At 48.6% G+C, this 25,613-nt stretch carries 33 protein-coding genes and 1 riboswitch; of the genes, 2 read left to right on the top strand and 31 right to left on the bottom strand.

Features of this window, described 5'->3' with window-relative positions:
- The 22 genes from rplO to DWX91_RS05040 all read right to left on the bottom strand — a co-directional run bounded on the left by rplO (nt 1) and on the right by DWX91_RS05040 (nt 11,349).
- Complete coding sequence (gene rplO, locus DWX91_RS05145; protein ID WP_022360557.1) at nt 1-441, bottom strand: 50S ribosomal protein L15; 441 nt, start codon at nt 439-441, stop codon at nt 1-3.
- A gap of 23 nt (nt 442-464) precedes the next feature.
- Nucleotides 465-647, bottom strand: a complete 183-nt coding sequence (gene rpmD, locus DWX91_RS05140) for a 50S ribosomal protein L30 (protein WP_022360558.1) — start codon at nt 645-647, stop codon at nt 465-467.
- 15 nt (nt 648-662) lie between these two features.
- On the bottom strand, nt 663-1,172 hold the full coding sequence (gene rpsE, locus DWX91_RS05135; RefSeq protein ID WP_022360559.1) for a 30S ribosomal protein S5: 510 nt from the start codon (nt 1,170-1,172) through the stop codon (nt 663-665).
- A gap of 19 nt (nt 1,173-1,191) precedes the next feature.
- Nucleotides 1,192-1,560, bottom strand: a complete 369-nt coding sequence (gene rplR, locus DWX91_RS05130; protein ID WP_022360560.1) for a 50S ribosomal protein L18 — start codon at nt 1,558-1,560, stop codon at nt 1,192-1,194.
- Nucleotides 1,561-1,577: 17 nt separating this feature from the next.
- Nucleotides 1,578-2,120, bottom strand: a complete 543-nt coding sequence (gene rplF / locus DWX91_RS05125; protein WP_022360561.1) for a 50S ribosomal protein L6 — start codon at nt 2,118-2,120, stop codon at nt 1,578-1,580.
- A 99-nt stretch (nt 2,121-2,219) separates the two neighbouring features.
- Nucleotides 2,220-2,621, bottom strand: a complete 402-nt coding sequence (gene rpsH / locus DWX91_RS05120; protein ID WP_022360562.1) for a 30S ribosomal protein S8 — start codon at nt 2,619-2,621, stop codon at nt 2,220-2,222.
- Between the two features lie 201 nt (nt 2,622-2,822).
- The gene (locus DWX91_RS05115) at nt 2,823-3,008 is read right to left on the bottom strand and encodes a type Z 30S ribosomal protein S14 (protein WP_022345134.1); all 186 of its coding nucleotides are present in this window, start codon (nt 3,006-3,008) and stop codon (nt 2,823-2,825) included.
- A 14-nt stretch (nt 3,009-3,022) separates the two neighbouring features.
- Complete coding sequence (gene rplE / locus DWX91_RS05110; RefSeq protein ID WP_022360563.1) at nt 3,023-3,562, bottom strand: 50S ribosomal protein L5; 540 nt, start codon at nt 3,560-3,562, stop codon at nt 3,023-3,025.
- 23 nt (nt 3,563-3,585) lie between these two features.
- Nucleotides 3,586-3,891 carry a 50S ribosomal protein L24 gene (rplX, locus tag DWX91_RS05105; protein WP_022360564.1) on the bottom strand — a complete coding sequence of 102 codons (306 nt, stop codon included), beginning with the start codon at nt 3,889-3,891 and terminating at the stop codon, nt 3,586-3,588.
- A 12-nt stretch (nt 3,892-3,903) separates the two neighbouring features.
- Nucleotides 3,904-4,272 carry a 50S ribosomal protein L14 gene (gene rplN, locus DWX91_RS05100; protein WP_022360565.1) on the bottom strand — a complete coding sequence of 123 codons (369 nt, stop codon included), beginning with the start codon at nt 4,270-4,272 and terminating at the stop codon, nt 3,904-3,906.
- A 27-nt stretch (nt 4,273-4,299) separates the two neighbouring features.
- Nucleotides 4,300-4,554 (bottom strand): 30S ribosomal protein S17, encoded by a 255-nt coding sequence (rpsQ, locus tag DWX91_RS05095; protein WP_107000794.1) that lies wholly within the window; start codon nt 4,552-4,554, stop codon nt 4,300-4,302.
- A gap of 39 nt (nt 4,555-4,593) precedes the next feature.
- Entirely contained in the window at nt 4,594-4,794 is a 201-nt protein-coding gene (gene rpmC, locus DWX91_RS05090) for a 50S ribosomal protein L29 (protein WP_022360567.1), read from the bottom strand.
- Nucleotides 4,784-5,221 carry a 50S ribosomal protein L16 gene (gene rplP / locus DWX91_RS05085; protein WP_022360568.1) on the bottom strand — a complete coding sequence of 146 codons (438 nt, stop codon included), beginning with the start codon at nt 5,219-5,221 and terminating at the stop codon, nt 4,784-4,786. Before rplP ends, rpmC begins: the two co-directional genes overlap by 11 nt.
- Nucleotides 5,221-5,877, bottom strand: a complete 657-nt coding sequence (gene rpsC / locus DWX91_RS05080; protein ID WP_022360569.1) for a 30S ribosomal protein S3 — start codon at nt 5,875-5,877, stop codon at nt 5,221-5,223. Before rpsC ends, rplP begins: the two co-directional genes overlap by 1 nt.
- A 12-nt stretch (nt 5,878-5,889) precedes the next feature.
- The gene (gene rplV / locus DWX91_RS05075) at nt 5,890-6,276 is read right to left on the bottom strand and encodes a 50S ribosomal protein L22 (protein ID WP_022360570.1); all 387 of its coding nucleotides are present in this window, start codon (nt 6,274-6,276) and stop codon (nt 5,890-5,892) included.
- Nucleotides 6,277-6,302: 26 nt separating this feature from the next.
- The gene (rpsS, locus tag DWX91_RS05070; protein WP_022360571.1) at nt 6,303-6,584 is read right to left on the bottom strand and encodes a 30S ribosomal protein S19; all 282 of its coding nucleotides are present in this window, start codon (nt 6,582-6,584) and stop codon (nt 6,303-6,305) included.
- A gap of 14 nt (nt 6,585-6,598) precedes the next feature.
- The gene (gene rplB, locus DWX91_RS05065) at nt 6,599-7,438 is read right to left on the bottom strand and encodes a 50S ribosomal protein L2 (RefSeq protein WP_022360572.1); all 840 of its coding nucleotides are present in this window, start codon (nt 7,436-7,438) and stop codon (nt 6,599-6,601) included.
- A 91-nt stretch (nt 7,439-7,529) separates the two neighbouring features.
- Nucleotides 7,530-7,829 (bottom strand): 50S ribosomal protein L23, encoded by a 300-nt coding sequence (rplW, locus tag DWX91_RS05060; RefSeq protein WP_022360573.1) that lies wholly within the window; start codon nt 7,827-7,829, stop codon nt 7,530-7,532.
- On the bottom strand, nt 7,829-8,449 hold the full coding sequence (gene rplD / locus DWX91_RS05055) for a 50S ribosomal protein L4 (protein WP_022360574.1): 621 nt from the start codon (nt 8,447-8,449) through the stop codon (nt 7,829-7,831). The genes rplW and rplD overlap by 1 nt, the downstream gene beginning before the upstream one ends.
- Before the next feature lie 29 nt (nt 8,450-8,478).
- On the bottom strand, nt 8,479-9,114 hold the full coding sequence (gene rplC, locus DWX91_RS05050; protein WP_022360575.1) for a 50S ribosomal protein L3: 636 nt from the start codon (nt 9,112-9,114) through the stop codon (nt 8,479-8,481).
- A 105-nt stretch (nt 9,115-9,219) separates the two neighbouring features.
- Entirely contained in the window at nt 9,220-9,537 is a 318-nt protein-coding gene (rpsJ, locus tag DWX91_RS05045) for a 30S ribosomal protein S10 (RefSeq protein WP_022360576.1), read from the bottom strand.
- A gap of 423 nt (nt 9,538-9,960) precedes the next feature.
- Nucleotides 9,961-11,349, bottom strand: coding sequence for an N-acetylmuramoyl-L-alanine amidase family protein (locus DWX91_RS05040; RefSeq protein ID WP_118471548.1), 1,389 nt, complete (start codon nt 11,347-11,349; stop codon nt 9,961-9,963).
- Nucleotides 11,350-11,756: 407 nt separating this feature from the next.
- On the opposite strand from DWX91_RS05040, the gene DWX91_RS05035 reads away from it, so the two are divergent.
- Nucleotides 11,757-12,623 (top strand): class I SAM-dependent methyltransferase, encoded by an 867-nt coding sequence (locus tag DWX91_RS05035; protein WP_117796499.1) that lies wholly within the window; start codon nt 11,757-11,759, stop codon nt 12,621-12,623.
- A 46-nt stretch (nt 12,624-12,669) separates the two neighbouring features.
- Here the strand turns inward: DWX91_RS05035 and DWX91_RS05030 are convergent, their stop codons facing one another.
- The 8 genes from DWX91_RS05030 to DWX91_RS04995 form a co-directional block, all read right to left on the bottom strand.
- The gene (locus DWX91_RS05030; RefSeq protein WP_107000797.1) at nt 12,670-13,464 is read right to left on the bottom strand and encodes a creatininase family protein; all 795 of its coding nucleotides are present in this window, start codon (nt 13,462-13,464) and stop codon (nt 12,670-12,672) included.
- A 183-nt stretch (nt 13,465-13,647) separates the two neighbouring features.
- Complete coding sequence (locus tag DWX91_RS05025) at nt 13,648-14,259, bottom strand: ECF transporter S component (protein ID WP_022360580.1); 612 nt, start codon at nt 14,257-14,259, stop codon at nt 13,648-13,650.
- Nucleotides 14,260-14,439: 180 nt separating this feature from the next.
- A riboswitch (FMN riboswitch) is annotated at nt 14,440-14,557 on the bottom strand.
- A gap of 271 nt (nt 14,558-14,828) precedes the next feature.
- On the bottom strand, nt 14,829-16,010 hold the full coding sequence (locus DWX91_RS05020) for a S8 family peptidase (protein WP_243017747.1): 1,182 nt from the start codon (nt 16,008-16,010) through the stop codon (nt 14,829-14,831).
- Between the two features lie 28 nt (nt 16,011-16,038).
- Nucleotides 16,039-18,060, bottom strand: coding sequence for an alpha amylase C-terminal domain-containing protein (locus tag DWX91_RS05015; protein ID WP_243017748.1), 2,022 nt, complete (start codon nt 18,058-18,060; stop codon nt 16,039-16,041).
- 189 nt (nt 18,061-18,249) lie between these two features.
- A complete protein-coding gene (locus DWX91_RS05010) occupies nt 18,250-20,118 on the bottom strand; it encodes an ABC-F family ATP-binding cassette domain-containing protein (RefSeq protein ID WP_118538448.1) in 1,869 nt (622 codons plus the stop codon).
- Nucleotides 20,115-20,885, bottom strand: a complete 771-nt coding sequence (locus DWX91_RS05005; protein WP_118471552.1) for an exodeoxyribonuclease III — start codon at nt 20,883-20,885, stop codon at nt 20,115-20,117. The genes DWX91_RS05010 and DWX91_RS05005 overlap by 4 nt, the downstream gene beginning before the upstream one ends.
- Before the next feature lie 136 nt (nt 20,886-21,021).
- A complete protein-coding gene (locus DWX91_RS05000) occupies nt 21,022-22,212 on the bottom strand; it encodes a dicarboxylate/amino acid:cation symporter (RefSeq protein WP_117796583.1) in 1,191 nt (396 codons plus the stop codon).
- Between the two features lie 36 nt (nt 22,213-22,248).
- Entirely contained in the window at nt 22,249-23,175 is a 927-nt protein-coding gene (locus DWX91_RS04995; protein WP_107001017.1) for a nucleotidyltransferase family protein, read from the bottom strand.
- Between the two features lie 287 nt (nt 23,176-23,462).
- Between DWX91_RS04995 and DWX91_RS04990 the strand changes: the two genes are divergently transcribed.
- Nucleotides 23,463-23,825: a helix-turn-helix domain-containing protein gene (locus DWX91_RS04990; protein WP_022360587.1), complete on the top strand. Its 363-nt coding sequence runs from the start codon at nt 23,463-23,465 to the stop codon at nt 23,823-23,825.
- Between the two features lie 127 nt (nt 23,826-23,952).
- Here DWX91_RS04990 and DWX91_RS04985 read toward each other — a convergent pair whose 3' ends face one another.
- Nucleotides 23,953-25,590 carry an ABC-F family ATP-binding cassette domain-containing protein gene (locus DWX91_RS04985; RefSeq protein WP_107000800.1) on the bottom strand — a complete coding sequence of 546 codons (1,638 nt, stop codon included), beginning with the start codon at nt 25,588-25,590 and terminating at the stop codon, nt 23,953-23,955.
- Nucleotides 25,591-25,613 lie beyond the last annotated feature (23 nt).

Here is a 25,613-nt window from a genome sequence, read left to right as displayed (position 1 = left end):
TTAGATCACCTCGCAGGTTCCGCCAACGGCCTCGATCTTAGCTTTCGCGCCTTCACTTACCGCATCAACCTTTACGTTCAGCTTTTTGGTCAGCTCGCCATTGCCGAGGATCTTAACGCCGTCACGCGGGTTCTTTACGATGCCTGCTTCGATTAATGTTTCAACCGTAACAACTGTGTCGTTCTCGAATCTCTCAAGAGCGCTTACGTTGATACCAACGATGGTCTTAGAATTTCTGTTTGTGAAGCCTCTCTTCGGGAGACGTCTATATAACGGCATCTGACCGCCTTCAAATCCTGGTCTCGGAGCGCCGGAACGAGCTTTCTGTCCCTTATGTCCCTTACCAGCAGTCTTACCGTTGCCTGATGCGTGACCACGACCTCTTCTGAAGCTGTCGCTGTGCTTAGAGCCTACCGCCGGCTTTAAATTGGATAAATCCATGACTGCACCTCCTTGCAAATATCTTAGATTTCCTCTACTTTAACTAAATGTCTAACATTCTGGATCATGCCTCTGATAGCGGCGTTGTCCGGCTGCTCAACTGTCTTGCCAGTCTTGTTTAAACCAAGAGCTGCAACCGTTGCTTTCTGCTTCGGGATAGCGCCAATAGGAGACTTAACCAATGTGATTTTTAATTTCTCTGCCATTTTTATCTCCTCCTATTAGTTCAGAATTTCTTCTACAGACTTACCGCGAAGTTTTGCAACCTCTTCCGGAGTCTTTAAAGAACCTAAGCCTGCCAGGGTAGCAAGAACTACGTTTGCCTTGTTGTTGGAACCAAGGGATTTTGTACGGATGTTCTTGTAACCAGCCAGATCCAGTACGGCACGAGCCGGACCACCAGCGATAATACCGGTACCTTCCGGAGCCTTCTTCAGAAGTACGTTAGCGCTTCCGAATTTGCCGAGGAAATCGTGCGGGATGCTATTGTTCTCATCGAACGGAACCTCCATCAGGTTTCTGGCAGCTGCCTCTTTGCCCTTGCGGATTGCTTCCGGAACCTCAGCAGCTTTTCCCATACCAGCACCAACGTGGCCGTTTTTATCTCCAACTACTACTAAAGCGGAAAAACGCATTGTACGTCCGCCCTTAACGGTCTTGGATACACGTTTGATTGCCACTACAGTATCCTCTAACTCGAACTGGTTGGCATCAATTTTTGTACGTTTCATGTGTATGTTCTCCTTCCTACTAGAATTCCAGACCAGCCTCGCGGGCTGCATCTGCTAATGCCTGAACTTTTCCGTGGTAAATAAATCCGCCTCTATCGAAGACAACTTCTTTAATACCTTTTTCAAGCGCTCTCTTAGCGATTACAGTTCCAACGTGAGCTGCTGCTGCAACATCGTTCGTCTTCTCCAGTTCAGCTTTAACTTCCTTCTCGGCAGTGGAAGCTGCTACTAAAGTTTTTCCAACTGTATCATCAATGATCTGAGCATACATATGATTATTACTTCTAAACACTGCTAAACGCGGTCTCTCGGCTGTGCCAGAAAAACGGTTGCGTAATCTAACGTGTTTTTTAACGCGAATTTCGCTTCTTGACTGTTTGCTAACCATCTTCACACTCTCCTTAATTATTTCTTACCAGTCTTACCAACTTTACGTCTGATAACCTCATCGGCATACTTAATACCTTTGCCCTTGTACGGCTCAGGTCTTCTCTTATCCCGAATCTCAGCTGCATACTGGCCAACTTTTTCTTTGCTGATACCTTTAACAGTGATCTTGTTCTGTCCTTCCAGAACAGTCTCAATGCCTTCCGGATCTTCCATCTCTACCGGATGGGAGTAACCAAGGCTGAGAACCAGTTTCTTGCCCTGCTTCGCTGCTCTGTAACCAACACCGTTAACTTCCAGGACTTTCTCATAGCCTTCTGTTACACCATGAATCATGTTGTTAATTAAGGTTCTTGTCAGACCGTGTAAAGATTTCATTTTCTTTAAGTCGTTCGGTCTGGTAACTACGATATGACCATCCTCTTCTTTGATGTTCATCTCAACCGGGAGTTCTCTCTCAAGAGTTCCCTTCGGACCTTTTACAGTCACTAAATTGTTCTCTGCGATTGTTACGGTTACGCCCGCCGGAATCGCAACTGGCATTCTTCCGATACGTGACATGCCTTTTACCTCCTACTTAGATTTTCGGAGAAGCCGCTAAGGCTTCTCTGTTTTCAGTTGTATCTATACCTTGTCTAAACCGATGATGATGCTTTCGGCTTACCAAACAAATGCAAGAACTTCTCCGCCTACGCCGAGTTCTCTTGCCTGCTTGTCAGTGATAACGCCCTGGTTGGTGGAGATGATAGCTACACCTAAACCGCCCAGTACCTTCGGCATATCTTCCTTGTTTGCGTAGATACGCAGACCCGGTTTGGAAATTCTCTTGATGCCGGAGATGATTTTCTCGTTTTTGTCTTTACCGTACTTTAAGGTAATACGGATAGTCTTGAAATTGCCGTCCTCAACAACGTCATATTTCTTGATGAAACCTTCCTTTACCAGGATGTCAGCGATTGCTAATTTCATCTTGGAAGACGGAACATCTACTGTATCATGTTTTGCAGTGTTAGCATTACGGATTCTTGTAAGCATATCTGCAATCGGATCGCTCATTGTCATTTTGAGTGTGCCTCCTTATAATTTGACTACCACTTACTGTAAGTGGGTTTCGGTGGGTTTTGGGAACACTAGGATGTGTCCTCTATAATATAGGCATCGTCCACTCGACTAAGCTCGTCTATCGTCTTCGACTCTGACTCACTAAGTCTCGGGACGGGCTTTCGCACTAGATTCGAAACTACCTCATCAAGTGCTCAATGCCTACCAGCTTGCTTTCTTTACGCCCGGAATTTCGCCCTTGTAAGCTAATTCACGGAAGCAAACTCTGCAGATGCCGTATTTTCTTAAATATGCATGCGGACGACCGCAGATTCTGCAGCGGTTATATTCTCTGGTGGAGAATTTTGCCGGACGCTGCTGTTTAATCTTCATTGAAGTTTTAGCCATGATAAATCCTCCTATTATTTAGCAAATGGCATGTTGAACTGAGTTAACAGCTCACGTGCTTCTTCGTCGGTCTTAGCAGTGGTAACGAAGATGATATCCATACCTCTTACCTTATCTACTTTATCGTACTCGATCTCCGGGAAGATAAGCTGCTCTTTGATACCCAGAGCGTAGTTGCCTCTGCCGTCAAATGCGTTCGGATTTACACCGCGGAAGTCTCTTACTCGCGGAAGAGCCAGGTTGATCAGACGATCAGCGAACTCATACATCTTCTCGCCACGCAGGGTAACTTTACAGCCGATAGCCATACCCTCTCTAAGTTTGAAGTTAGCGACTGATTTTTTCGCTTTTGTAAGAACTGCCTTCTGGCCAGTGATGATTTCCATATCTCTTACAGCAGAGTCCAGAACTTTAGCATTTTCTTTTGCCTCGCCAACGCCCATGTTGATAACAATCTTGTCCAGCTTCGGCACTTCCATGATATTTTTATATCCGAATTTTTTGATCATAGCGTCTACGATTTCGCTCTGATACATTTCTTTTAATCTAGCCAATTTTAACGTTCCTCCTCTCTGTATTAGTCAATTACTTTACCTGTTGCCTTAGCAACACGGACTTTCTTGCCGTCTTCTACTTTGAAGCCAACTCTCGTAGCCTTGCCATCCACTACCAGCATAACGTTGGAAATGTCAAGCGCGCCTTCCTGATGGATGATGCCGCCCTGCTGATTAGCTGCAGACGGTTTGGTATGCTTTGTTACCATGTTGCATCCCTCAACCAGGACTGTATTCTTCTTTACATTAACGGAAAGAACTTTTCCGGTTTTGTCTTTGTCTTTACCTGTGATAACCTTTACCAGGTCGCCTTTTTTAATTTTATGCACAGCTGACACCTCCTACAGTACTTCCGGAGCCAGGGAAACAATCTTCATAAACTGTTTCTCACGAAGCTCTCTGGCAACCGGCCCAAAAATACGGGTTCCTCTCGGGTTCTTGTCGTCTTTGATGATAACGGCTGCGTTCTCATCAAATTTGATGTAGGAACCATCTTTACGGCGTGCGCCCTTAACGGTACGTACAACAACGGCCTTCACTACATCGCCTTTCTTTACAACACCGCCTGGTGTTGCATCTTTAACGCTGGCAACGATTACATCGCCAATATTTGCATATCTTCTAGTAGAGCCGCCCATAACGCGGATACAGAGTAATTCTTTCGCACCGGTATTGTCGGCAACCTTTAATCTGGTCTCCTGCTGAATCATGCCCAATACTCCTTTCTGATTTAGAAATTATCTCGCTTTCTCGATAATTTCGACGAGTCTCCATCTCTTATCCTTGGATAACGGTCTTGTTTCCATTACCTTTACAGTATCACCGATACCGCACTCGTTGTTCTCGTCGTGTGCTTTTAATTTATAAGTTCTCTTAACAATCTTACCGATTAAAGGATGTTTTACGTGGTTTTCGATAGCAACTACGATTGTTTTGTCCATCTTGTTGCTTACTACCTTACCGGTACGTGTTTTTCTAAGATTTCTTTCCACGGTAGATATCTCCTTTCCTATTTTAGGAATCTATGATAATTAGTTCGCTTTCTCTGTAATAACAGTCTGAATACGAGCGATGTTTCTGCGAACTTCTTTAATTCTGCTTGTATTATCCAGCTGGTTGGTAGCGTTCTGGAATCTTAAGTTGAAGAGTTCCTTCTTAGCAGCTACTAATTCTTCGTTTAATTCTGCAGATGTCTTAGCTTTTAAATCTTCTACATACTTATTAATTTTCACTGTTATCACCGCCTTCTAAATCTGCTTTAGAAGCAATCTTGCACTTGCACGGAAGTTTGTGCATAGCAAGACGAAGCGCTTCTCTCGCTGTCTCCTCTGGTACACCCGCGATCTCGAACATTACGCGGCCTGGTTTTACTACTGCTACCCAGTACTCAAGTGCGCCTTTACCGGAACCCATACGAGTCTCAGCCGGTTTAGCAGTTACTGGTTTATCCGGGAAAATCTTAATCCAAACTTTACCACCACGTTTGATGTAACGGGTCATGGCAACACGGGCTGCCTCGATCTGGTTGGATTTGATCCAGCACGGTTCTGTAGCGACTAAACCGTACTCACCGTAGTTGATTACATTTCCTCTAAGCGCCTTGCCGGCCATGGTACCACGGAACTGTTTACGACGCTTTACTCTTTTCGGCATTAACATTATTTATCGCTCCCTTCCTTATTTCCTTTCGCAGGAAGTACCTCGCCTTTGTAGATCCAAACCTTAACACCGGTCTTGCCGTATGTTGTGTTTGCCTCAGCGAAACCGTAGTCAATATCTGCTCTTAATGTCTGAAGCGGGATAGTGCCCTCGCTGTAGAACTCTGTACGAGCCATATCAGCACCGCCAAGACGTCCGGATACGGAAGCCTTGATACCCTTAGCTCCAGCCTTCATGGTTCTGCCCATAGCGGACTTCATCGCACGACGGAAGGAAATACGGTTCTCAAGCTGCTGAGCGATATTCTCTGCAACGAGCTGAGCGTCTCTGTCTGGTCTCTTAACTTCTTTGATGTCTACAAAAACTTTCTTGTCAGTTAATTTCTGAACCTGAGCTTTTGTCTTCTCGATCTCTGCGCCGCCCTTACCGATAACAACGCCCGGTTTAGCAGTGTAAAGAATGATTTTTACTTTATCAGAAGCGCGCTCGATTTCGATTTTGGAAACACCGGCGCTGTATAATTTCTTCTTAAGGAAGGTTCTGATTTTGTGATCCTCTACCAGGTTATCTGCAAAATCAGCTTCCGCATACCATCTGGAATCCCAGTCTTTAATAACACCGACTCTTAAGCCGTGCGGATTAACTTTCTGTCCCATAATTGCCTCCTCTTATTTCTCATCAAGCACGATTGTGATGTGGCTCATTCTCTTTTCGATTCTGTAAGCGCGGCCCTGTGCTCTCGGTTTTACTCTCTTCATTGTCGGTCCCTTGTTAGCGAAGCATTCTGCAACGTACAGGTTCTCCGGATTCATCTGGTTGTTGTTCTCTGCGTTAGCAACAGCAGACTCGAGTAATTTTTTAATTAAAGTAGAAGCATATCTAGGATTGTATGTTACAATACCAAGCGCTGTCTTCACATCTTTGCCTCTGATGGCATCTAATACGAAGCATGCTTTCTGAACGGATACTCTGGCGTAAGACAGCTTAGCCGACGGTCTCGTATCCTTATTAGCATTTCTTTCTCTTTTAATCTGGGATCTATGTCCTTTAGCCATTGGTGAAACCTCCTTTCAAGCGTAACTTACTTACGTCCTGCTTTCTTCTCGTCTTTTCCGTGGCCTCTGTAAGTTCTAGTGGCTACGAACTCACCGAGTTTATGTCCAACCATGTCCTCTGTCACGTATACCGGAACATGTTTTCTACCATCGTGAACTGCGATTGTATGTCCAACCATCTGCGGGAAGATTGTGGAACGGCGGGACCAGGTTTTGATAACCTGTTTCTGTCCTGCTGCGTTCATCTCATCTACTTTCTTTAAAAGATGAGCATCTGCAAATGGTCCTTTTTTTAATGAACGACCCATTAGTATACCTCCTATTACTGTTTACCGTTTCTTCTTCTTACGATTAACTTATTAGACTGTTTGTTTTTCTTTCTGGTCTTCAGGCCGAGTGCCGGTTTGCCCCAAGGTGTGCAAGGACCTGGACGACCGATACTGGTCTTGCCCTCACCACCACCATGCGGATGGTCATTCGGGTTCATAACAGAACCGCGGACAGTCGGACGAATACCCATGTGACGTTTTCTACCAGCCTTACCGATATTGATCAGGTTGTGGTCGCCGTTGCCAACTACACCGATAGTAGCGCGGCAGCTGATCGGAACCATTCTCATCTCTCCGGACGGTAATCTAAGGGTTGCATATTTGCCTTCTTTAGCCATTAACTGAGCAGAGTTACCAGCGGAACGAACCAGCTGACCACCCTTGCCCGGAAGAAGCTCGATGTTGTGAATCTGTGCACCAACCGGGATTTCAGAAAGCGGTAAGCAGTTACCAACTTTTGCCTCAGCCTCTGCACCGCTCATAACCTTCTGTCCAACCTGTAAACCAGCCGGAGCAAGGATATAAGCTTTCTCGCCGTCTGCGTAGCAGATCAGAGCGATGTTTGCTGTACGGTTCGGATCGTACTCGATACCAAGTACGGTTGCTGCGATACCGTCTTTTGCATTTCTCTTGAAGTCGATGATTCTATATTTTCTTCTGGAACCGCCGCCTCTGTGACGAACGGTGATTTTACCCTGGTTGTTACGACCTGCGTTCTTCTTTAAAGAAACTACTAAGGATTTCTCCGGTGTGGATTTTGTAATCTCAGAGAAATCAGAGCCGGTCATATGTCTTCTGGAAGGTGTATATGGGCTGTAAGATTTAATTCCCATGACTTTGACTCCTTTCGTTCAACGCCTCCTGGCGTTTCTTCATGTTTTTCACGACATAGTGTTCGTCGTATAATTGTCTATTGAGGATGAATTATAAACCAGCGAAGATCTCGATCTCTTTGCTGTCCTCGGTCAGCTGAACGATAGCTTTCTTTGTTGCAGCTGTCTTACCGAATGTCATGCCTCTTCTCTTTGTCTTGCCGTCCATGTTCATGGTGTTGACACTCTTAACTTTGGTGCCCGGGAACATCTTCTCAACGGCTTCTTTGATCATAGTTTTGTTTGCCTCGGTGTGTACCAGGAAGGTGTATTTCTTGTCTGTCATAGCATTCATACTCTTCTCAGTTACAACCGGTTTGAGGATTACGTCATAGTACTGTACGTTTGCCATTATGCATATACCTCCTCGATAGAAGCTACAGCAGCCTTGGTTGCTACTACTGTGTTGTATTTCAGGATATCGTAAACGTTGATGGTGCTTACGGAAGCAGTCTTAACGTCTGCCACGTTTCTAGCGGATAATACAGCCTTGTCACAAGCCTCATCCAGAACAACTAAAGCTTTGTTTACTTTCAGGTTGTTCATAACCTCAACAAATTTCTTTGTCTTGATCTCGTCGAAGTTCATAGCCTCAACTACGATGAACTTGTTCTCGTTTACACGGCTTGTCAGAGCAGATTTAAGAGCAGCTCTCTTCTCTTTCTTATTTAAACGGATTGTGTAATCACGTGGTGTCGGAGCGAATACTACGCCGCCGCCCGTCCACTGCGGAGCTCTTGTTGAACCCTGTCTTGCATGTCCGGTACCTTTCTGTCTCCACGGTTTCTTACCACCGCCGGAAACTTCGGAACGGGTTTTTGCTTTCTGAGTTCCCTGACGTTTGTTAGCAAGCTGTGCTACAACTGCCATGTGAACCAGATGTTCATTTACTTCTACACCGAATACAGCATCATTCAGTTCTAATGTGCCAACTTCGTTGCCTTCTAAATTGAAAACAGATACGTTTGCCATCTGTATGTTCCTCCTTTCCCGTAAAAGCCTTATCTAGCGACCTTTACTGTCTCTTTGATTGTTACTAAGGATTTCTTCGGTCCCGGTACAGAGCCTTTAACAAGGAGTAAGTTGTTCTCAGTATCAACCTTAACAACCTCCAGGTTCTGAACAGTTACTTTTACGCTGCCCATGTGACCCGGCATTCCTTTGCCCTTAAATACGCGTCCCGGTGTGGTTGCAGAACCGTTGGAACCCTGATGACGATGGAACTTGGAACCGTGAGCCATCGGTCCTCTGTGCTGGCCGTGTCTCTTGATGGCACCCTGGAAACCTTTACCTTTGGAAATAGCAGTTGCATCAATTTTATCGCCTGCTGCGAAGATGTCTGCCTTGATTTCGTCTTTTACAGAATACTCTTCAGCATTCTCTAAGCGGAACTCTCTTACATATCTCTTGTAAGCAACGCCTGCCTTGTCAAAATGACCCTTAACCGGCTTTGTCACAAGTTTTTCTCTCTTGTCTACAAAACCAACCTGTACTGCTTTGTAGCCATCGTTCTCTTCTGTCTTAACCTGTGTAACAACACACGGTCCAGCCTGAAGAACGGTTACTGGAGTTAAAACTCCGTCTTCGTTGAAGATTTGAGTCATTCCGACTTTGGTAGCTAAAATCGCTTTCTTCATTAATCTGACCTCCTGTTTTTCTACAGCGGAACGCGTTCGTCAAACTCCCGCGTTCATCCTAGAACTGTCCAGATGTCTCTATCTAAACTAGTATAGGATTCTTAATTATTTGTTTTTCATCTTTACGTTGATGGACACGCCAGCCGGCATTTCCAGTCTCTGCAGTGCATCAACTGTCTTCTGGCTCGGAGCAATGATATCGATGAGTCTCTTATGAGTTCTCTGCTCGAACTGCTCTCTGGAATCTTTGTACTTATGAACTGCTCGCAGAATGGTTACTACCTCTTTCTTAGTTGGCAGCGGCACCGGTCCACTCACCTTTGATCCGTTTTTCTTTACAGTCTCAATGATTTTTGCAGCGGATGTATCTACCAGCTGATGATCATAAGCTTTCAGTGTGATTCTCATTACTTGACTTGCCATAAAAAAAGTCGCCTCCTTTTCGTACTATTAAGCACGACAAGCGGTGACTGTACACATACCCGTGTGTGTCCTCGCAGTCCACACACCAAATCCGTCATTTGTCTTCAGGATACTCTATTCTTGTACAGTGACTTGTCGCCAGTTTCCTAACTTGACATTCGCTCCGCGGAATAACCTGCTTATCATAAGCAGCAACCTCTCGTTTCATCGCTATCATGCCACAGCTTCGTTATAATAACACAGCTTTCTGGGAAATGCAAGTGTTTTTTTAAGAAAAAATCTATATTTTTCAAGAAAAAACAGGAGTTTCTTCTTCCGGTGGGTAATTACACCTTATATATAGAAGAAACTCCTGTTTATCCACAAGAATATATTTCCATGCAGAAATTTTATCTCAGTCGAGAAGACTCCCAGCTTTTTTAATTAATCCTCCCAATACGTCGGTTCCACCGGGGTTCTAGCCTCGTCGCTGCCATCGTCGCTTGTGCCGTCCACCTCTGTGACAACACCCGCAGAGCTTGTCTTAAACTTTGTGCCGTTCGCATCCTTCACGGTGCTGGATTTCACTACCTTGCCGCTCGTCGTTACCAGATAGTTTTTGTCATTGACTTCAATGACTTCATACTTGGTACCGCTGTCTGCCTTCTGAAGCTTACCCATGTAGTACAGGAATCCATCCTCCACACCTGAGTAGCCGCGTCCAGCCTTGTTGCCGCTGTCAGCGAAATAGAACTGTCCGGTCGTTCCGTCGCCCTCTACTACATTTCCCTTGCCTTTTACGACTGAGCTGGTCGCCTTGTCCGCGCCGAAGAAATAGCAGGCATACTGACCGCTCGTTCCTACCTCCAGACGTCTCAGACCATAGACCGGGTTGCCCTTCTCATTAAATAAGTAGGTAATATTGTTGATGCGAACCAGGTTGCTCGTCGAAGCGTCAGAAATCTTCGGACCCACCTTCGGCTCGCCGTTGCTTGAAAAATAATACCACTGTACATCGCTGCCGAGATCCAGATTGTAATCATCATCCTCCGGCGGAGTCGTGGAGAGCCAGCCAGTCTGTACCTGACCGTTGCTCTGATAATAACGGTAATTTGCAAATCCAGAGGAATTTCCCATATCGACCCAGCCGGTCTGCATCGCTCCGTTTTCGTCGAAGCAGTAGTAGGTTCCGTCAATCTTATACTGTTTATATTTAGCGCCGCCTAAAGAAGGCACATATTTCTTTCCTGAACTCTGAAAGTAGTACCAATGATGATCCTCATCATCGTCGCCGGGTTTCACTTCATCATCGTCCTTTTTGGTATCATCCGGATCTTCCAGATATGCCCAGCCGATCTGCATGACACCATCTGCATTCGTGTAGTAGGTGTCATCATCCACCCAGCCCGTCTGCATCGCTCCATCACCGTCGAAGTAATAGTACTTGCCGCCGATCTTGGACCAGCCGTCGGATACCATCTTTCCGCTGGTGGAGAAATAGTACCAGACCGTCGTAGCGGAAGTCTCGTTCCATGCCGGATTGCGCTTCGGCAGTTTCAGCCACTTGTCAGTCGCCATGATGCCGGTACTCTCGACAAAGTATTCGTCGTCCACCCAGCAGTTCGACGCGATGTTGCCCTGGGAATCGAGATAGCGCCAGAGATTGTCTGCGCCCTTCTTCCAGGTATTCGTCACCTTATTACCATTGTTGTCCACATATATCCAGCTGTTTCCAGACTGCTGCCAGCCTTCTGCCGCGTAAGATGTCAGGGTCGCCGCCCCTATCATCAGCGCTGCGGAAAGGACGCAGACTGCCAGTTTCTGTTTCTTCATATACAAGCCCTCCCAGTTCACGATTGATAACGTCTATTCTCCCACCTGCTGCGCATTCGCACACTTCCCGTCGTGTGGAGACTGCATCAGATGCTTATAACGCCTTGTTTTGTTCCAGATACGTGCAATCTATCATTTACCTAATATACATTTTAACAGGAGATGTAGGAATCTTCAAGGAGATTTATCTTTCAATTTATTTACTTTTTTGGCAGGAAGCCGTTCAAAAGGTTTGACACGCCAATCAATGACCGATATAATTAGGTATGCATTTCAACTGAACCGTTTTTTCCGGTCAGACAGACTGCGTTTTGGTTAGAAATGGCTTATGGATAACACCGATTATAAAGGCGGCAGATACCCTTTTCCGGGGTTTGCGCCTCATTTTTTTGAAAGGATAAAATTTTATGTGGATTGCAGATGGATGGAACGATTATGAAGTGATTGACTGCTCCGAAGGAGAGAAACTGGAGCGGTGGGGCGACTATCTTCTGGTTCGCCCGGACCCGCAGGTTATCTGGAACACCCCCAAGACACACCGCGGCTGGAAAAAGATGAACGGACACTACCACAGAAGCTCCAAGGGCGGCGGCGAATGGGAATTTTTCGACCTGCCGGAGCAGTGGTCGATCCATTACAAAGAACTGACCTTTAACTTAAAACCGTTCAGCTTCAAGCACACAGGTCTCTTCCCGGAACAGGCGGCAAACTGGGACTGGTTCGGTGACCGCATCCGCAATGCCGGACGCCCAATCAAGGTTTTAAACCTCTTTGCCTACACAGGCGGCGCTACCCTGGCGGCAGCCGCAGCCGGCGCCAGCGTGACCCATGTGGACGCCTCCAAGGGCATGGTAGCCTGGGCGAAGGAAAACTCCCGTTCCTCCGGGCTGGAAAATGCACCCATCCGCTGGATCGTCGATGACTGTGTGAAATTTGTTGAGCGTGAGATCCGCCGCGGCAACCATTACGACGGAATCATCATGGACCCGCCGTCCTACGGCCGCGGACCGAAAGGCGAGATCTGGAAGATCGAAACTTCGATTTACCCGTTCGTGCAGCTCTGTACGAAACTGTTATCGGACAACCCGCTCTTCTTCCTCATCAACTCCTACACCACCGGGCTGGCGCCGTCCGTCCTGACCTATATGCTCTCAACCGAAGTTGCCTCCACCCACGGCGGCACAGTGAAATCGGACGAGCTGGGACTTCCGGTTACCCGCACCGGACTGGTATTACCATGCGGTGCATCCGGACGCTGGGAATCTGGTAAATAACACTGGTATTCGGATGACATAGACACCCCATTTTTAAGTTTGATTCCTATTCATTCCAATCCCGGATATCTAACAGCCCCGGGACCAGTTCCCGCGCACTCGTCTCTAATATAATTCGCCCCTTCTCGGCGCTTGCACCAGACGGATCTCCTCCAATTCCAATCGGCGATCCGTCTTTTGTTTTCCAGTCCTCCGACACCCAGCCGATCGAAACCGGACCGTATGGCTTCAGGGCGCGGGTCTTCTCAAACGCCGTCGGCTCTCCCGCTTCCGAAAGTTCCAGCTTCACAAGACTCTCATCGACCGCCATTACCATCGATGTCTCCATCTCTCCACCGTGGAAATCCCAGATATTCCCCTTTGAAATCGTTGCTTTTACATCCGGATGACCAAATGCCCCCGATGAAAGGATAAACGGTGCAATCCCCAGCTCACTCCGAAGTTCCCGGCTTAAAACCTGCGCAATCGGCGCATTCCCACCATGGCATACCAAAAAAGCCAGCTTCTTAAAACCGTGATGCGCCAGGCTGACGCATATATCATATAAGAGATGATAGTAAGTGTCCGGCCGGACTGTGACCGAACCGCAGAAATTCTTATGCTCTGTACTTAAGCCCACCGGAATCACCGGAAACAGCAGCATCGGGAAGTCTTCTTCCCCCTCTGCCTCCAGTGCCTTTTTGATCTCCTGACTCATCGCCTCCGCGATAATATCATCCGTTCCCAGTGGTGCCTGATTGCCGTGCTGTTCCAGCGCCCCGAGCGGAATCAGGACAATCGTGTTCTCACGGTCCACCTGCTCCATTTCCCATCTTGTCAAATCTCTATAGTTACGTATCATAGTATCTCCTCCTCTTATAAAAACAGATATGTCTTTGCACGTTCCATCAAACAAAAAAGGATTGTCCGGGATTCTTCCCCCAGGCAGCTTTCCCAGCGGTTTCCCGACAATCCTTTCTATGAAATGGTTCTGCCGTTTCACAGCAAACAGCCAAATCCGTCAAACCATTCCTCTTATTTCATTTTATACTGCTTTCGGCACAATCTTCGCCGCACGCAGGCGTACAAACAAAAGCTGTCCAACGATATAGTTGAGTCCCACTTTCAATACGTTGAATGGGATCGTCGCCAGGATGATAAATCCATTCAGGTCTTTGATCGCCGGGTTGACCGACGCTACCATGCGGATCACTTCATCCAGCGGCAGGCTCATCGCTTTCGCATATAACGGAAGCGTAATGTTCGCATTGATAAAGCATGCACACGCGGTGCGGATCACGATACTGAGCAGAAGTGCTTCTACAGCTGCCTTACGGTTAGCGCCCAGCTTCTGATAGAGGAACCACAGCGGCCATACGAACAGGAACGCCGCAATCAGGTTGGCCAGCTCACCGACGTACATCGTGTTAGTTCCGACAGTAATCAGCTTGATTAACAGCTTGATGACTTCTACACAGATACCGGATACCGGTCCCATCAGAAACACGGCAATCACAGACGGTACATCACTGAAATCCACCTTATAAAACGGCGGCATCATCGGAACCGAAAATTCCAATGACATCAGCACGCCAGCAACCGCTGCCAGCATCGCCGTATAAATCAATTTTTGAATACTCCATTTTCCTGTCTTCATCTTAAATCTCCTTTCGGTTTTAAAACTCATTTCTCCGAAGGAGGAGTATGAATCAAGTGCCGGACTAGCTGCATTTGTAAAACTAAAAAATCCCAGGTTGTTCGGGACCTGGGATAATAAATCGCAACTTAGCCGATGTACACCAGCCTGCTTACGCTCAAGCGGTACACTCTCTGACTCCTGCCTCTTCTCTCATCCAGACTATACTGTCGGTTTCGGAATCTCACCGAATCGGCCGCCATCGCGGTTCGCGGACTATACCGCCGGTAGGGAATTTCGCCCTGCCCCGAAGAAATCATGGTAATTACTCCGTCTTCATACATATAAACATATGAATCTGCGGGGCAATTATCTCACCCGTTCATGGTATCATATACAAACAAGAATTTCAATATTTTTTTAACAATCTTTCTTTTCGTTTTTCCCATCGTTACTGTTCACGCATACGTGCCCAGTAACGGAATTTGCCGTGGCTTCGCATTTAAATACGGCAAATTCCTGCTGCCACCACGTTTTCTTACGGCACTTTCGGTTCCAAAAGTGCCTACCTGCGAACAGTAACTTCCCATCTACGGCATTGCCGCCCCGGCATCCAGCATACCTCCGGTTGCCACCTTGCCGGACAGACTCTCAAGCGGCCGCGCCGACTGCAGAATACGGTTTCTCACATCCATAAGCGACAGGGACGCATCGCAGGAGTACAGCATTGCCGCCGTTCCGGTCACCATCGGCGCCGCCATCGATGTGCCGCTCATGTAGGCATAGTCATTGCCCGTGATCGTGCTCAGGATATAATTGCCCGGCGCTGCCAGATCCACGCTTCTCACCCCGTAATTGGACGCACGGTCGAGCTGACCGTCAAAGCGCAGGTTTGCCACGGAAATGATATTGTCCAGTTCAAAGCTTGCCGGGTACATCGGCTGCTCATCGATGCTGTAGCCATTGCCGGAGGCGTCGCCGTTTCCAGCCGCTACAATAAACAGCATCCCCGAATCCTTGATCGCCTGATACAGCTCCTCGCTATATTTCATCGTGCCAAAGCTCAGATTGCAGATCGACGCGCCATTCGCCTGCGCATACCGGATCGCCTTAACCACGTTGCTGACGGTTCCGACACCGGACGATGTTCCAAGCGTCTTGATCACCATGATCTTCACATACGCCGGATCGCAGATTCCAACCGTTCCGACTCCATTTCTCGCCGCCGCGATCGTGCCCGCCGAGTGGGTACCATGATTGTCATCCGTCCCGGTAAATACCTGGGCATTATTATCATAGAAATTCCAGCCGTAAACGTCATCGATATAACCATTTCCGTCATTGTCAATGCCATCGCCCGGAATTTCCCCCGTATTCGTCCAGATCGAACCGCTAAGCTCCGGGTGAGTTATGTCAACCCCTGTATCAATCAGCGCCACAATCACCTGACGTTTTCCACTTTTCGCGTCATATTTCTTCCATGCCGGGACAATATTCATATCGATTCCTTCCAGAGAACGGACCGTTCCATCTGCTGAGAGCGCCGGGCTGCCGGTAATCGCCCCAATCGCTGCATCCACTGCCGCCGTATGGCTCGGCACCAGACGCAGTTCACCTGTATTTAAAAAAGCCCACTGATAGGAGGCATAGGAATCCGCATAGGGAACCGACTCCCGTGACGGACCCGCCGCATATGCCGGAAGCGCCGCGCTCCCTGCCATCATGGCAGCACACAGGGCGGCTGCCAGCCCTCTAAAAAGTTTCTTTTTCAACTTGCTTTATCCTCTTTCAATTCCGTTCTTACAGTTCGCGCGCTGCCGCAACCACAGTCTCCGCTTCCTTTGCCGGTTCTTTTCTGACATTCTGCCGTTTTACCGATTTTACCACTTTCCCAGCTTTTTTGCCATCCTTTTCGGATGCCGGACCGGAAATTGGCTTAAAGCCGCGAAATACCAGAATACTCCGCGGCGGAACCATATACTGGCGAAGCTCTTCCTGCGGCTCCTGCCCTGCCTCCAGGCTTTCTGGCGGACAGATTCCGTTATTGTCTGCGTCGTCTGTGTTGATGCACAGAGTCCACTGCATTCCCTTCGGAAGTTTCGGAAGATCAAATTCATGCGGCTCCCAGTGCATATTGTAGGCGACAAAGAAATAGTCATCGCTGGTGCCGTCCGCTCTTCGCCCGTACTCGCCGCAGTAGAGAATGCCGAGCTGGCGGCGGAAGTTTTCAAACTCCGGGCACCATGTTTTGACGCCGTGGTAGGAAACATCCGGGTGTCCGCAGACGAGGTAATCAATATTTTTCGGCTCCACCGGCAGATGGAACACTGGATGCGCTTTGCGGAACGCTATCATATATTTTACAAATTCGTAAATATCCCGGTTTGTCTCCAGCTGATGCCAGTTGAGCCAGGAAATCTCATTGTCCTGACAGTAAGCATTATTGTTGCCGTTCTGGGAATTGCCGAACTCATCGCCCGCTAAAAACATCGGCGTTCCCTGGCTCAGAAAGAGCAGCAAAAATGCGTTGCGGAGCTGTTTTTTCCGCATCTGCACAATCTTCTTTTTCCGCGTCGTGCCCTCGACGCCACAGTTCCACGTATAATTATAATCGCTTCCGTCCCGGTTATTCTCCCCGTTCGCTTCGTTGTGCTTCTGCTCACAGGAAACCATATCCATCATCGTAAAGCCATTTGTCGCCGCCATATAGTTGATCACGCCATACGCGTCCGGATTCCGGCGTGTCTGGTAAATGAGACGGCCGACCTGATCCTCATCGCCCTTTAATACCCGGCGCATATCGATCAAAAATCCTTCATTGTACTCGCCCAGATGCCAGCGGCGCTCCCGCAGCTTCGGTGCCGCTGCCGTTTTTGGCACACGCACGCCATCCCAGGAACCAGCTAATAGCTTCGTATCAGCTAACAGCGGATCCGACGCCAGCAGTTCGGCCGGCGCAAACCCGGACAGGTGCACGCCATCCACATGATACTCGTAAACCCAGAAACGAACCGCCTCCTGCGCCAGTGCCGCGCTCTCCTCGCCGGTAAAATAAAGCTCAACCAGCACTTCAATATCATTTTTATGAAATTCTTTCACCAGATCCTTAAATTCCCGCTCCGGTTCTTTCTCTTTCCCGGATGTGTACGAAGCTTTCGGCGCAAACAGGTATCCCGCCCCATAGCCCCAGTAATTGAGCCGTCCGGTCGGTGTCCCAGTCGCATACGGATTCCCGTCTGCCCCATCCTCCATCATCACTTCCTGAAATTCATTCGGCATCATTAATTCAACTGCTGTGATACCCAATTCCTTTAAATAGGGAATTTTCTCCGTCAGCGCACGGAACGTTCCCCGCTCCCCGGTGCCGGAAGAAGTATGACGGGTAAATCCGCGCACATGCAGCCGGTACAGGATCGTCTCATCATACGGATGTTTCAGCGGCTGATCCATTTCCCAGTCATACGTTTCTTCCGGGAAACGGCAGCGCACCGGACGGAGCGCCGCTTTTAGATCGCCCCAGCGCTCATGTCCTGTATAGATGCGCCCGCACGGATCCGGCAGCTCCCCCTGCTCAGTCTCGATCGTGTATTCCAGTCCCGAAAAATCATCGCCCGCAAGCTCCATCATCCAGAGATCCCCCACCCGTTCTTCCGGGGAAAATGGGATCCGAACACCCTGTTTTTTACCTGTCTCATAAATTGCCAGATGGCAGAATGTCCCCGGTGCCTCGACGCACAAGTGCATTCCCGTCTCTGTCCGCTTGATTCCCGGTGTAAAATCAGGGGTTCTTATCTTCTGTCTCACGATTTTTTCTGCTTTCACCTGTATCCCCTCCACGTTTTCATACGGCACTTTCGGTTCCAAAAGTGCCTATTTGTGAGCAGCCGCCTGCGCCTGTTACAGTCCACACATATGCAGACTGTAACAGGATTTTGCCGATGCTTCGCATTCCAAATCGGCAAAATCCGCCACCTCCACGTTTTCATACGGCACTTTCGGTTCCAAAAGTGCCTACTTGTGAGCAGCTGCCTGCGCTTCTATTTTTTCCGCCAGATCGTTCAGATACATCCAGCGGTCCATCTTTTCTTCCAAAAGAGCTTCTTTTTCCTCTTTTTCCTTTATGATGCCGTTCAGAGCCGTATAATCGCGGGCAGAGTCCTGCATCTGCTGCTCCAGATCCGCGATTGCCTCTTCCAGCGCCGCGATATCATCCTCGATCGTCTCCCACTCTTTCTGCTCCATATAGCTGAATTTGAGCTTTTTCTCGCGCTGGCGACCGCGGTTTTTATCCTTTGCCGTCTCCGCTGCATCTGACGTTCCCGCACCAGAAGCGCCTCCGGTCTTCTGGCCTCTGCCGTGTTCCTGACCGGATTCCTCCATCTCTGCCGCTATGCGTTCCCCGCAGGCTGCCTGATAGTCGGTATAGCCACCCTCATACTGACGAATCGCGCCGCCGCCCTCAAAGGCGAAGATCCGGCGCACTACGCGGTCAAGGAAATACCGGTCATGCGATACCGTAATCACGATCCCCTGGAAATGATCAAGATAATCCTCCAGAATCGTCAGCGTGCCGATATCCAGGTCGTTGGTCGGCTCGTCGAGCAGAAGGACGTTTGGCGCGCCCATCAGGATATGGAGCAGATAGAGTCTGCGCCGCTCGCCGCCCGATAGCTTGCCGATCAGCGTGTACTGCATATGGGACGGGAACAGGAACCGTTCCAACATCTGGGATGCCGATACCAGCCCGTCCGCCGTCCGCACGTACTCTGCCACATTTTTAATGTAGTCGATCACGCGCATCGACTGATCCATATCTTCGTTTTCCTGTGAAAAATAACCCATTTTTACGGTCTGGCCGATGATCGCCTCGCCCGAATCCGGTTTCACCCAGCCGGTAATCATCTTCATCAGCGTCGATTTGCCGCTGCCGTTCGGTCCGATGATGCCGATGCGGTCATCCTTCAAGAAGATATAGGAAAAATCATCGATCAGGAGGCGGTCACCATACGCCTTATGAAGATGGTGTGCCTCGACCGTGGTTCGTCCGAGACGGCTGGAAATCGAGCTCATCTCCACATTTCCATCTACTTTCGGCGCTTCCACCGCACTCAACGCCTCGAAGCGCTGAATACGCCCTTTCTGCTTCGTGCTGCGTGCCTGTGCGCCGCGTCGGATCCACGCCAGCTCCGTCCGCAGGATATTCTGGCGTTTCTGCTCCGAGCTCACCGCCATCGCCTCGCGCTCTGCCTTTAATTCCAGATAGCCCTCATAGCCGGACTGATAACTGTACAGCTTTCCCTTGTCCAGTTCGACGATGCGGTTCGTCACGTTATCAAGGAAATACCGGTCGTGCGTGATCATCAGAAGCGCGCCGCGGAATTTTTTCAGGTACTCTTCCAGCCAGTCCGCCATCGCACTGTCCAGATGGTTCGTCGGCTCGTCTAAAATCAACAGATCCGCCGTCGATAACAGCACCGCTGCGAGGGCAACGCGCTTTCTCTGTCCGCCCGAAAGTGTCTCCACCTTGGCACTATAATCGGTGATTCCAAGCTTATTCAGCATGGATTTCGCATCGCCCTCGAGATCCCAGGCGTGCTCATGCGCCATATTTTCCCGGATCACGCAGTCTAAGACGGTCCGTCCCGCTTCAAACTCCGGATTCTGAGGCAGATAACGGATATAGAGATTTCGTCCCTTTACTACCGTACCCTCATCCGGCTCTTCCAGACCGGCTACAATCTTTAGAAGAGTAGATTTTCCGGTTCCGTTGATGCCGATGAGACCAATCTTATCACCTTCACCGATGGAAAATGCCACGTCATCAAAAAGCAGCCGTTCCGTATATGATTTTTTCAGATGTTCTGCTGTCAGTAAATTCATGCCTCATCCCGATCCTTTATCTGTAATTCTACCGGGCAGTGATCCGAACCCAGTATCTCCGTATGAATCTGTGTGCCCGCCAGCCGGTCCTTCAGGCTCTTGGAAACACAGAAATAATCAATCCGCCACCCAGCATTCTTCTCGCGCGCCTTAAACCGGTACGACCACCAGGAATAAACGCCCTCTTTATCCGGGTAAAAATAGCGGTACGTGTCGATATATCCAGAGTCCAGAAGCTCCGTAAACTTGCTTCTCTCCTCATCCGTAAATCCGGCATTTTTCCGGTTCGTCTTTGGATTTTTCAGGTCAATCTCCGTGTGTGCCACATTCAGATCCCCACAGAAAATGACCGGCTTTTTCTCCTCCAGCTTCTTCAAAAACTGGCGGAAATCATCCTCCCACTGCATCCGGTACGGAAGTCTCGCCAACTCATTCTGGGAGTTCGGCGTATAGCAGGTCACCACATAATAATCCGGGTACTCCGCCGTAATGACGCGCCCTTCATGATCGTGCTCCTCAATACCCAGACCGTAGCTCACGCTAAGCGGCTCCTCCTTCGAAAACAACGCTGTTCCCGAATATCCCTTCTTCTCCGCATAGCTCCAATACTGATAATACCCCGGAAGCTCCAGATCAATCTGCCCTTCCTGCAGCTTGCTCTCCTGAATACAGAAAATATCCGCATCCAGCTCATGAAATACATCCAGAAATCCCTTTCCCACACACGCCCGCAAGCCGTTTACGTTCCAGGAAATCATTTTTTTCATTCTATCTCTCCTTTTTATCAAATAAGGTTTTTCCGATACATAAAAAGACAGCAGGCAGGTGGCAGACGCTCCGAAACTGGTCTGTGGATGCAGAGCAGTTTCGGGGCGGCTGCTGCCTGCCCCACCTCTCTCATTTTTATAAATCTACGTGTAAATCCTGATGTTTAATCCCATGTTTCTCCACATATCCCGTCAGCATCAGGGTCAGCGCGCCATCGCCCGTTACGTTGCAGGCAGTACCAAAACTGTCCTGAAGCGCAAAGATCGTCAGCATTAGCGCCGTTCCGGTCGCATCGAAACCGAGGACACCGGTGATCAGTCCCAGAGACGCCATAACCGTACCGCCCGGAACACCCGGTGCACCTACGGCAAATACACCTAAAAGAACACAGAACAGAACCATCGTCATCATATCCGGGAGGGCGCCGTACAAAATCTTGGATACCGTCATGACAAAGAATACCTCGGTCAGAACCGAACCGCACAGATGGATATTCGCAAACAGCGGAATACCGAAATCAACCATATCGTCACGAAGCGGCTCTGCCTTTTTGGCACAGCTGAGCGCCACTGCCAGGGTCGCCGCAGAAGACATCGTACCGACTGCCGTCAGATATGCCGGACCATAATGCTTGATAACGCCTCTCGGGTCACGGCCAGAGTAAATACCTGCCAGTGTATACAACAGCGCCATCCAGATATAGTGGCCTGCCATAACAATCAGGATAACCGAAATGAAGATCGGAGCCTGTTTTGTGATAGTTCCCTCATATGCCAGGGAACAGAACGTAAATGCGATGTAAACCGGAAGAATCGGAATGACAATCTTCTGTACAATCTCCAGAACGATCTTCTGGAACTCGTCTAAGAGTTTCGTTACCGTCACCGCCTTGGTCCAGGTCGCTGCCAGACCAATCATAACGGAAAATACCAGCGCACTCATGACGCCCATGATCGGCGGAATGTCCAGTTTAAAGACAACCTCCGGCAGGCTGCGCAGTCCATCGACTGCCGACTGAATCGACATATGCGGAATCAGCGTATATCCGGCTGCCATCGAAAACAGCGCCGCGCCAAGAGACGATGTATACGCCAGAATCAGCGCTACTCCAAGCAATCTGGAGGCATTCTTTCCAAGCTTCGTGATCGACGGGGCAATAAAGCCGATGACGATCAGCGGTACACAGAACGAAATAATCTGCCCAAAAATATAATTCAACGTCACAACGAGATTCATAAAACTTTCATTTGCTATAAGACCGGCAATAATACCGATCGCTACACCCAGCACCAGCCGAAACGGCAGGCTTTTCATCAACTTGCTCATACCCATTTTTCCTTCCTAATACCTATCTCTTCATTCTTACTCTTCCCAAAGTTTTTTCGGATACAGACCGCCGTCCTTCATCCCCTGGATCGCGTCTGTCACCATCTTCTTATCTTCCTTGTAGGTCACGCCGTACCAGCGGTCCACGCTCTTTAATACGGTCACCTCGGCTTTCCCCTCTTTCAGAAGTTCATCCACCACAAACGGGAGGAAATACTCACATTTGAGTGGATTTACCGACAGATTTTTCTCCAAAAATGGAACAAAACGCGCCTTTAACTCCTTTAAGATGCTGGAAGTAAAGCCCCAGAGGTTCATCGATACAAGCGTATCCTCCCCCAGCTGCTCCCAGGTTGCGCCGTCATCCTCGGTATATTCCGCCTGATCGCCGTGCTTCTCGATGCGCGTTCTCTCGTGGATATCTGCCAGATGTCCATCCGCATCCACCGTACAGACGCCGCGCGCCACATGCCCATTTTCCGTCAATGTGTTGTAGAGATGATAGGCAACCATCGCATACTGATATTTGTCATCATCACCGCAGGATGCCAGACGATCATAGATCGCCTTGAATGCCGATTTTCCATAGTAATCATCCGCGTTGATCACCGCAAACGGTCCGTCGATCACCTCGCTGCAGCAGAGAATCGCATGACCGGTTCCCCACGGTTTGACGCGTCCCTCTGGAACCTCAAATCCATCCGGAAGGCGGTCATTTTCCTGATACACATACTCCACCTGCACGTGCTTTTCCATGCGGTTTCCGATATGTTCCTTAAACTCTTTCTCAATCGATTTCTTGATAATAAATACGACCTTTTCGAATCCAGCCTCGACTGCGTCGAAGATCGAAAAATCGATGATCAGATCTCCTTCCCGATCGACCGGATCAATCTGCTTCAAGCCGCCGTACCGGCTGCCCATACCAGCCGCCATGATCACCAGAACTGGCTTCTGACTCATGAAAATTGTCCTCGCTTTCTGTTTCTTATCCACAATTCTGCCCGTTTTCATTCAAAGCAGAATTGCCTATTTCCTTTTATTTTAAACCAATTCGGGCAGACTGTAAACAGTAAAACAAAAACCCGGCTGCCGTTTTATTCCATAGAGCGGATATTCTTTTTTGTTTACATTTTTATAAATGTATTTTTTACTGTTTCTACACCAGTTAATTGTATCTTTTAGTTCTGCGCATACTTGTATGATAGATTGTTTTCACAAATATTTGATGTATGCGGGAGGTGCTTTAAATGATTGCTGCTGGTGACCGGCTCCGTGATTTACGGGAGGACAAAGGAAAAACGCAGGCGGAAATTTCCAGTCTGCTGGGTACAACTCAGCAAATCTATTCCCGCTATGAAACAAACCGGACGGATCTGCCTCTTCGGCATCTGATAAAACTGGCGGATTATTACCAGGTCAGCGCCGATTATATTCTCGGTCGAACCTCCTACCCGAAGAATCCGCCCGAAATGGCGAAACCATTTCTTAAAAATGTCACCTATGGAGAGGTCAATGGGCGTATCTCATCATTCCAGACTTCCACGAAAAAGCAGTTGATCGAATACATCAATTACCTGGTTTATCTGGAATCACGCCATAAGAAGGATTGATCACGCCAAAAACGGGACATTGACACCATAGATGTGCAAAAGACAGCTCCAGGCATCGCTCACATGCAGCGTCTGGGGCTGTCTTTTATCTTTCAGACTTTTGTCTAAATCACTTTGATTCCAGCTCTTAGTCGTCCTCTTCCTCACTATCCGTAACAGTAAATACCTGACGTTTTCTCGCCATCTCATCGTTTGCCAGATACTCATCGTAAGTAGTAATCTTATCGATCAGCTTGCCGTTTACGATTTCCATGATACGGTTTGCGGTCGTCTCAACGATCTGGTGGTCACGGGAGGAGAATAACAGCACGCCCGGGAACTTGATCATACCGTTGTTCAGAGCGGTAATGGACTCCATATCCAGATGGTCGGTCGGCTCGTCCAGAATCAGGACATTGGAACCGGAGATCATCATCTTAGAAAGCATGCAGCGCACCTTCTCACCGCCAGAAAGAACGCGGACCTTCTTCACGCCGTCCTCACCGGCAAACAGCATACGTCCTAAGAATCCGCGGACATAGGTCACGTCCTTAACCGGAGAGTACTGGGTCAGCCAGTCTACGATCGTGTCGTCGTTATCGAACTCTTTCGAATTGTCCTTCGGGAAATATGCCTGACTGGTGGTCAGACCCCATTTATAGGATCCCTCATCCGGCTCCATCTCGCCGGAAATAATCTTGAAGAGAACGGTCTTCGCCTGCTCGTTCGGTCCTACAAATGCTACCTTGTCCTCGCGTCCGAGAATGAAGGAAATATTATCAAGAACCTTCACACCATCGATAGTCTTAGACAGGTTCTCTACGCTTAATACCTCATTACCAATCTCACGTTCCGGACGGAAGTCGATATACGGGTACTTACGGCTGGACGGTTTGATCTCATCTAACTCAATCTTCTCCAGAGCACGTTTTCTGGAGGTTGCCTGCTTAGACTTGGAAGCATTGGCAGAAAATCGCTGGATGAACTCCTGCAGCTCCTTGATCTTCTCTTCCTTCTTCTTGTTGGCTTCCTTCATCTGCTTGATCATCAGCTGGCTGGACTCGTACCAGAAATCGTAGTTTCCGGCATAGAGCTGAATCTTGCCATAGTCGATATCTGCGATCTGGGTGCAGACTTTATTTAAGAAGTAACGGTCATGGGATACCACGATAACCGTATTCTCAAAGTTGATCAAGAACTCCTCGAGCCATGCGATCGCATCGAGATCCAAGTGGTTTGTCGGCTCGTCGAGAAGCAGGATGTCCGGGTTTCCGAACAGTGCCTGTGCCAGAAGAACTTTGACCTTCTGGGCACCGGTCAGATCTGCCATCTGTTTGTAGTGGAGATCCGTCTCGATTCCCAGACCATTTAAAAGGTTCGCCGCGTCGGACTCTGCCTCCCAGCCGTTCATCGTGGCGAACTCGCCCTCCAGCTCGGCAGCCTTGACGCCGTCCTCCTCGGAGAAGTCTTCCTTCATGTAGATGGCTTCCTTCTCTTTCATGATCTCGTAGAGTCTCGCATTTCCCATAATAACGGTATCAAGTACCGGATATGCGTCATATTTAAAGTGATCCTGCTGTAAGAATGAAAGTCTCTGTCCCGGTGTGATGATAACCTCACCATTGGTCGGTTCCAGCTGTCCGGACAGGATTCGTAAAAAGGTAGACTTTCCGGCACCGTTGGCACCGATGAGTCCGTAGCAGTTTCCCTCGATAAATTTAATGCTTACGTCCTCAAATAACGCCTTCTTTCCTACTCGCAGTGTTACATTGCTTGTACTAATCATGGCAATTTCCTTTCATACTGTTC

The organism is Clostridium sp. AF22-10 (genome assembly GCF_003478725.1).
GTDB classification, from domain to species: domain Bacteria; phylum Bacillota; class Clostridia; order Lachnospirales; family Lachnospiraceae; genus Otoolea; species Otoolea fessa.
Note: the sequence above shows the minus strand (reverse complement) of the source record. Positions and strands in the feature narration are given on the sequence as shown.

Coding starts and splice junctions, on each gene's coding strand:
- rplB (WP_022360572.1), bottom strand. CDS start 7,438: ATGGGAATTAAATCTTACAGCCCATATACACCTTCCAGAAGACATATG.
- DWX91_RS05115 (WP_022345134.1), bottom strand. CDS start 3,008: ATGGCTAAAACTTCAATGAAGATTAAACAGCAGCGTCCGGCAAAATTC.
- rpsC (WP_022360569.1), bottom strand. CDS start 5,877: ATGGGACAGAAAGTTAATCCGCACGGCTTAAGAGTCGGTGTTATTAAA.
- DWX91_RS04990 (WP_022360587.1), top strand. CDS start 23,463: ATGATTGCTGCTGGTGACCGGCTCCGTGATTTACGGGAGGACAAAGGA.
- rplD (WP_022360574.1), bottom strand. CDS start 8,449: ATGGCAAACGTATCTGTTTTCAATTTAGAAGGCAACGAAGTTGGCACA.
- rplC (WP_022360575.1), bottom strand. CDS start 9,114: ATGAAGAAAGCGATTTTAGCTACCAAAGTCGGAATGACTCAAATCTTC.
- rplO (WP_022360557.1), bottom strand. CDS start 441: ATGGATTTATCCAATTTAAAGCCGGCGGTAGGCTCTAAGCACAGCGAC.
- DWX91_RS05030 (WP_107000797.1), bottom strand. CDS start 13,464: ATGATACGTAACTATAGAGATTTGACAAGATGGGAAATGGAGCAGGTG.
- DWX91_RS05040 (WP_118471548.1), bottom strand. CDS start 11,349: ATGAAGAAACAGAAACTGGCAGTCTGCGTCCTTTCCGCAGCGCTGATG.
- DWX91_RS04985 (WP_107000800.1), bottom strand. CDS start 25,590: ATGATTAGTACAAGCAATGTAACACTGCGAGTAGGAAAGAAGGCGTTA.
- rplF (WP_022360561.1), bottom strand. CDS start 2,120: ATGTCACGTATCGGAAGAATGCCAGTTGCGATTCCGGCGGGCGTAACC.
- rpsE (WP_022360559.1), bottom strand. CDS start 1,172: ATGAAACGTACAAAAATTGATGCCAACCAGTTCGAGTTAGAGGATACT.
- rpsS (WP_022360571.1), bottom strand. CDS start 6,584: ATGGGTCGTTCATTAAAAAAAGGACCATTTGCAGATGCTCATCTTTTA.
- DWX91_RS05025 (WP_022360580.1), bottom strand. CDS start 14,259: ATGAAGACAGGAAAATGGAGTATTCAAAAATTGATTTATACGGCGATG.
- rpsH (WP_022360562.1), bottom strand. CDS start 2,621: ATGACAATGAGCGATCCGATTGCAGATATGCTTACAAGAATCCGTAAT.
- rpsJ (WP_022360576.1), bottom strand. CDS start 9,537: ATGGCAAGTCAAGTAATGAGAATCACACTGAAAGCTTATGATCATCAG.
- rplV (WP_022360570.1), bottom strand. CDS start 6,276: ATGGCTAAAGGACATAGATCCCAGATTAAAAGAGAAAGAAATGCTAAT.
- rplW (WP_022360573.1), bottom strand. CDS start 7,829: ATGGCAAACGTACAGTACTATGACGTAATCCTCAAACCGGTTGTAACT.
- rpmD (WP_022360558.1), bottom strand. CDS start 647: ATGGCAGAGAAATTAAAAATCACATTGGTTAAGTCTCCTATTGGCGCT.
- rplN (WP_022360565.1), bottom strand. CDS start 4,272: ATGATTCAGCAGGAGACCAGATTAAAGGTTGCCGACAATACCGGTGCG.
- DWX91_RS05010 (WP_118538448.1), bottom strand. CDS start 20,118: ATGAATTTACTGACAGCAGAACATCTGAAAAAATCATATACGGAACGG.
- rplR (WP_022360560.1), bottom strand. CDS start 1,560: ATGGTTAGCAAACAGTCAAGAAGCGAAATTCGCGTTAAAAAACACGTT.
- DWX91_RS04995 (WP_107001017.1), bottom strand. CDS start 23,175: ATGAGTCAGAAGCCAGTTCTGGTGATCATGGCGGCTGGTATGGGCAGC.
- rplP (WP_022360568.1), bottom strand. CDS start 5,221: ATGTTAATGCCGAAAAGAGTAAAGCGTCGTAAACAGTTCCGTGGTACC.
- DWX91_RS05000 (WP_117796583.1), bottom strand. CDS start 22,212: ATGAGCAAGTTGATGAAAAGCCTGCCGTTTCGGCTGGTGCTGGGTGTA.
- DWX91_RS05005 (WP_118471552.1), bottom strand. CDS start 20,885: ATGAAAAAAATGATTTCCTGGAACGTAAACGGCTTGCGGGCGTGTGTG.
- DWX91_RS05035 (WP_117796499.1), top strand. CDS start 11,757: ATGTGGATTGCAGATGGATGGAACGATTATGAAGTGATTGACTGCTCC.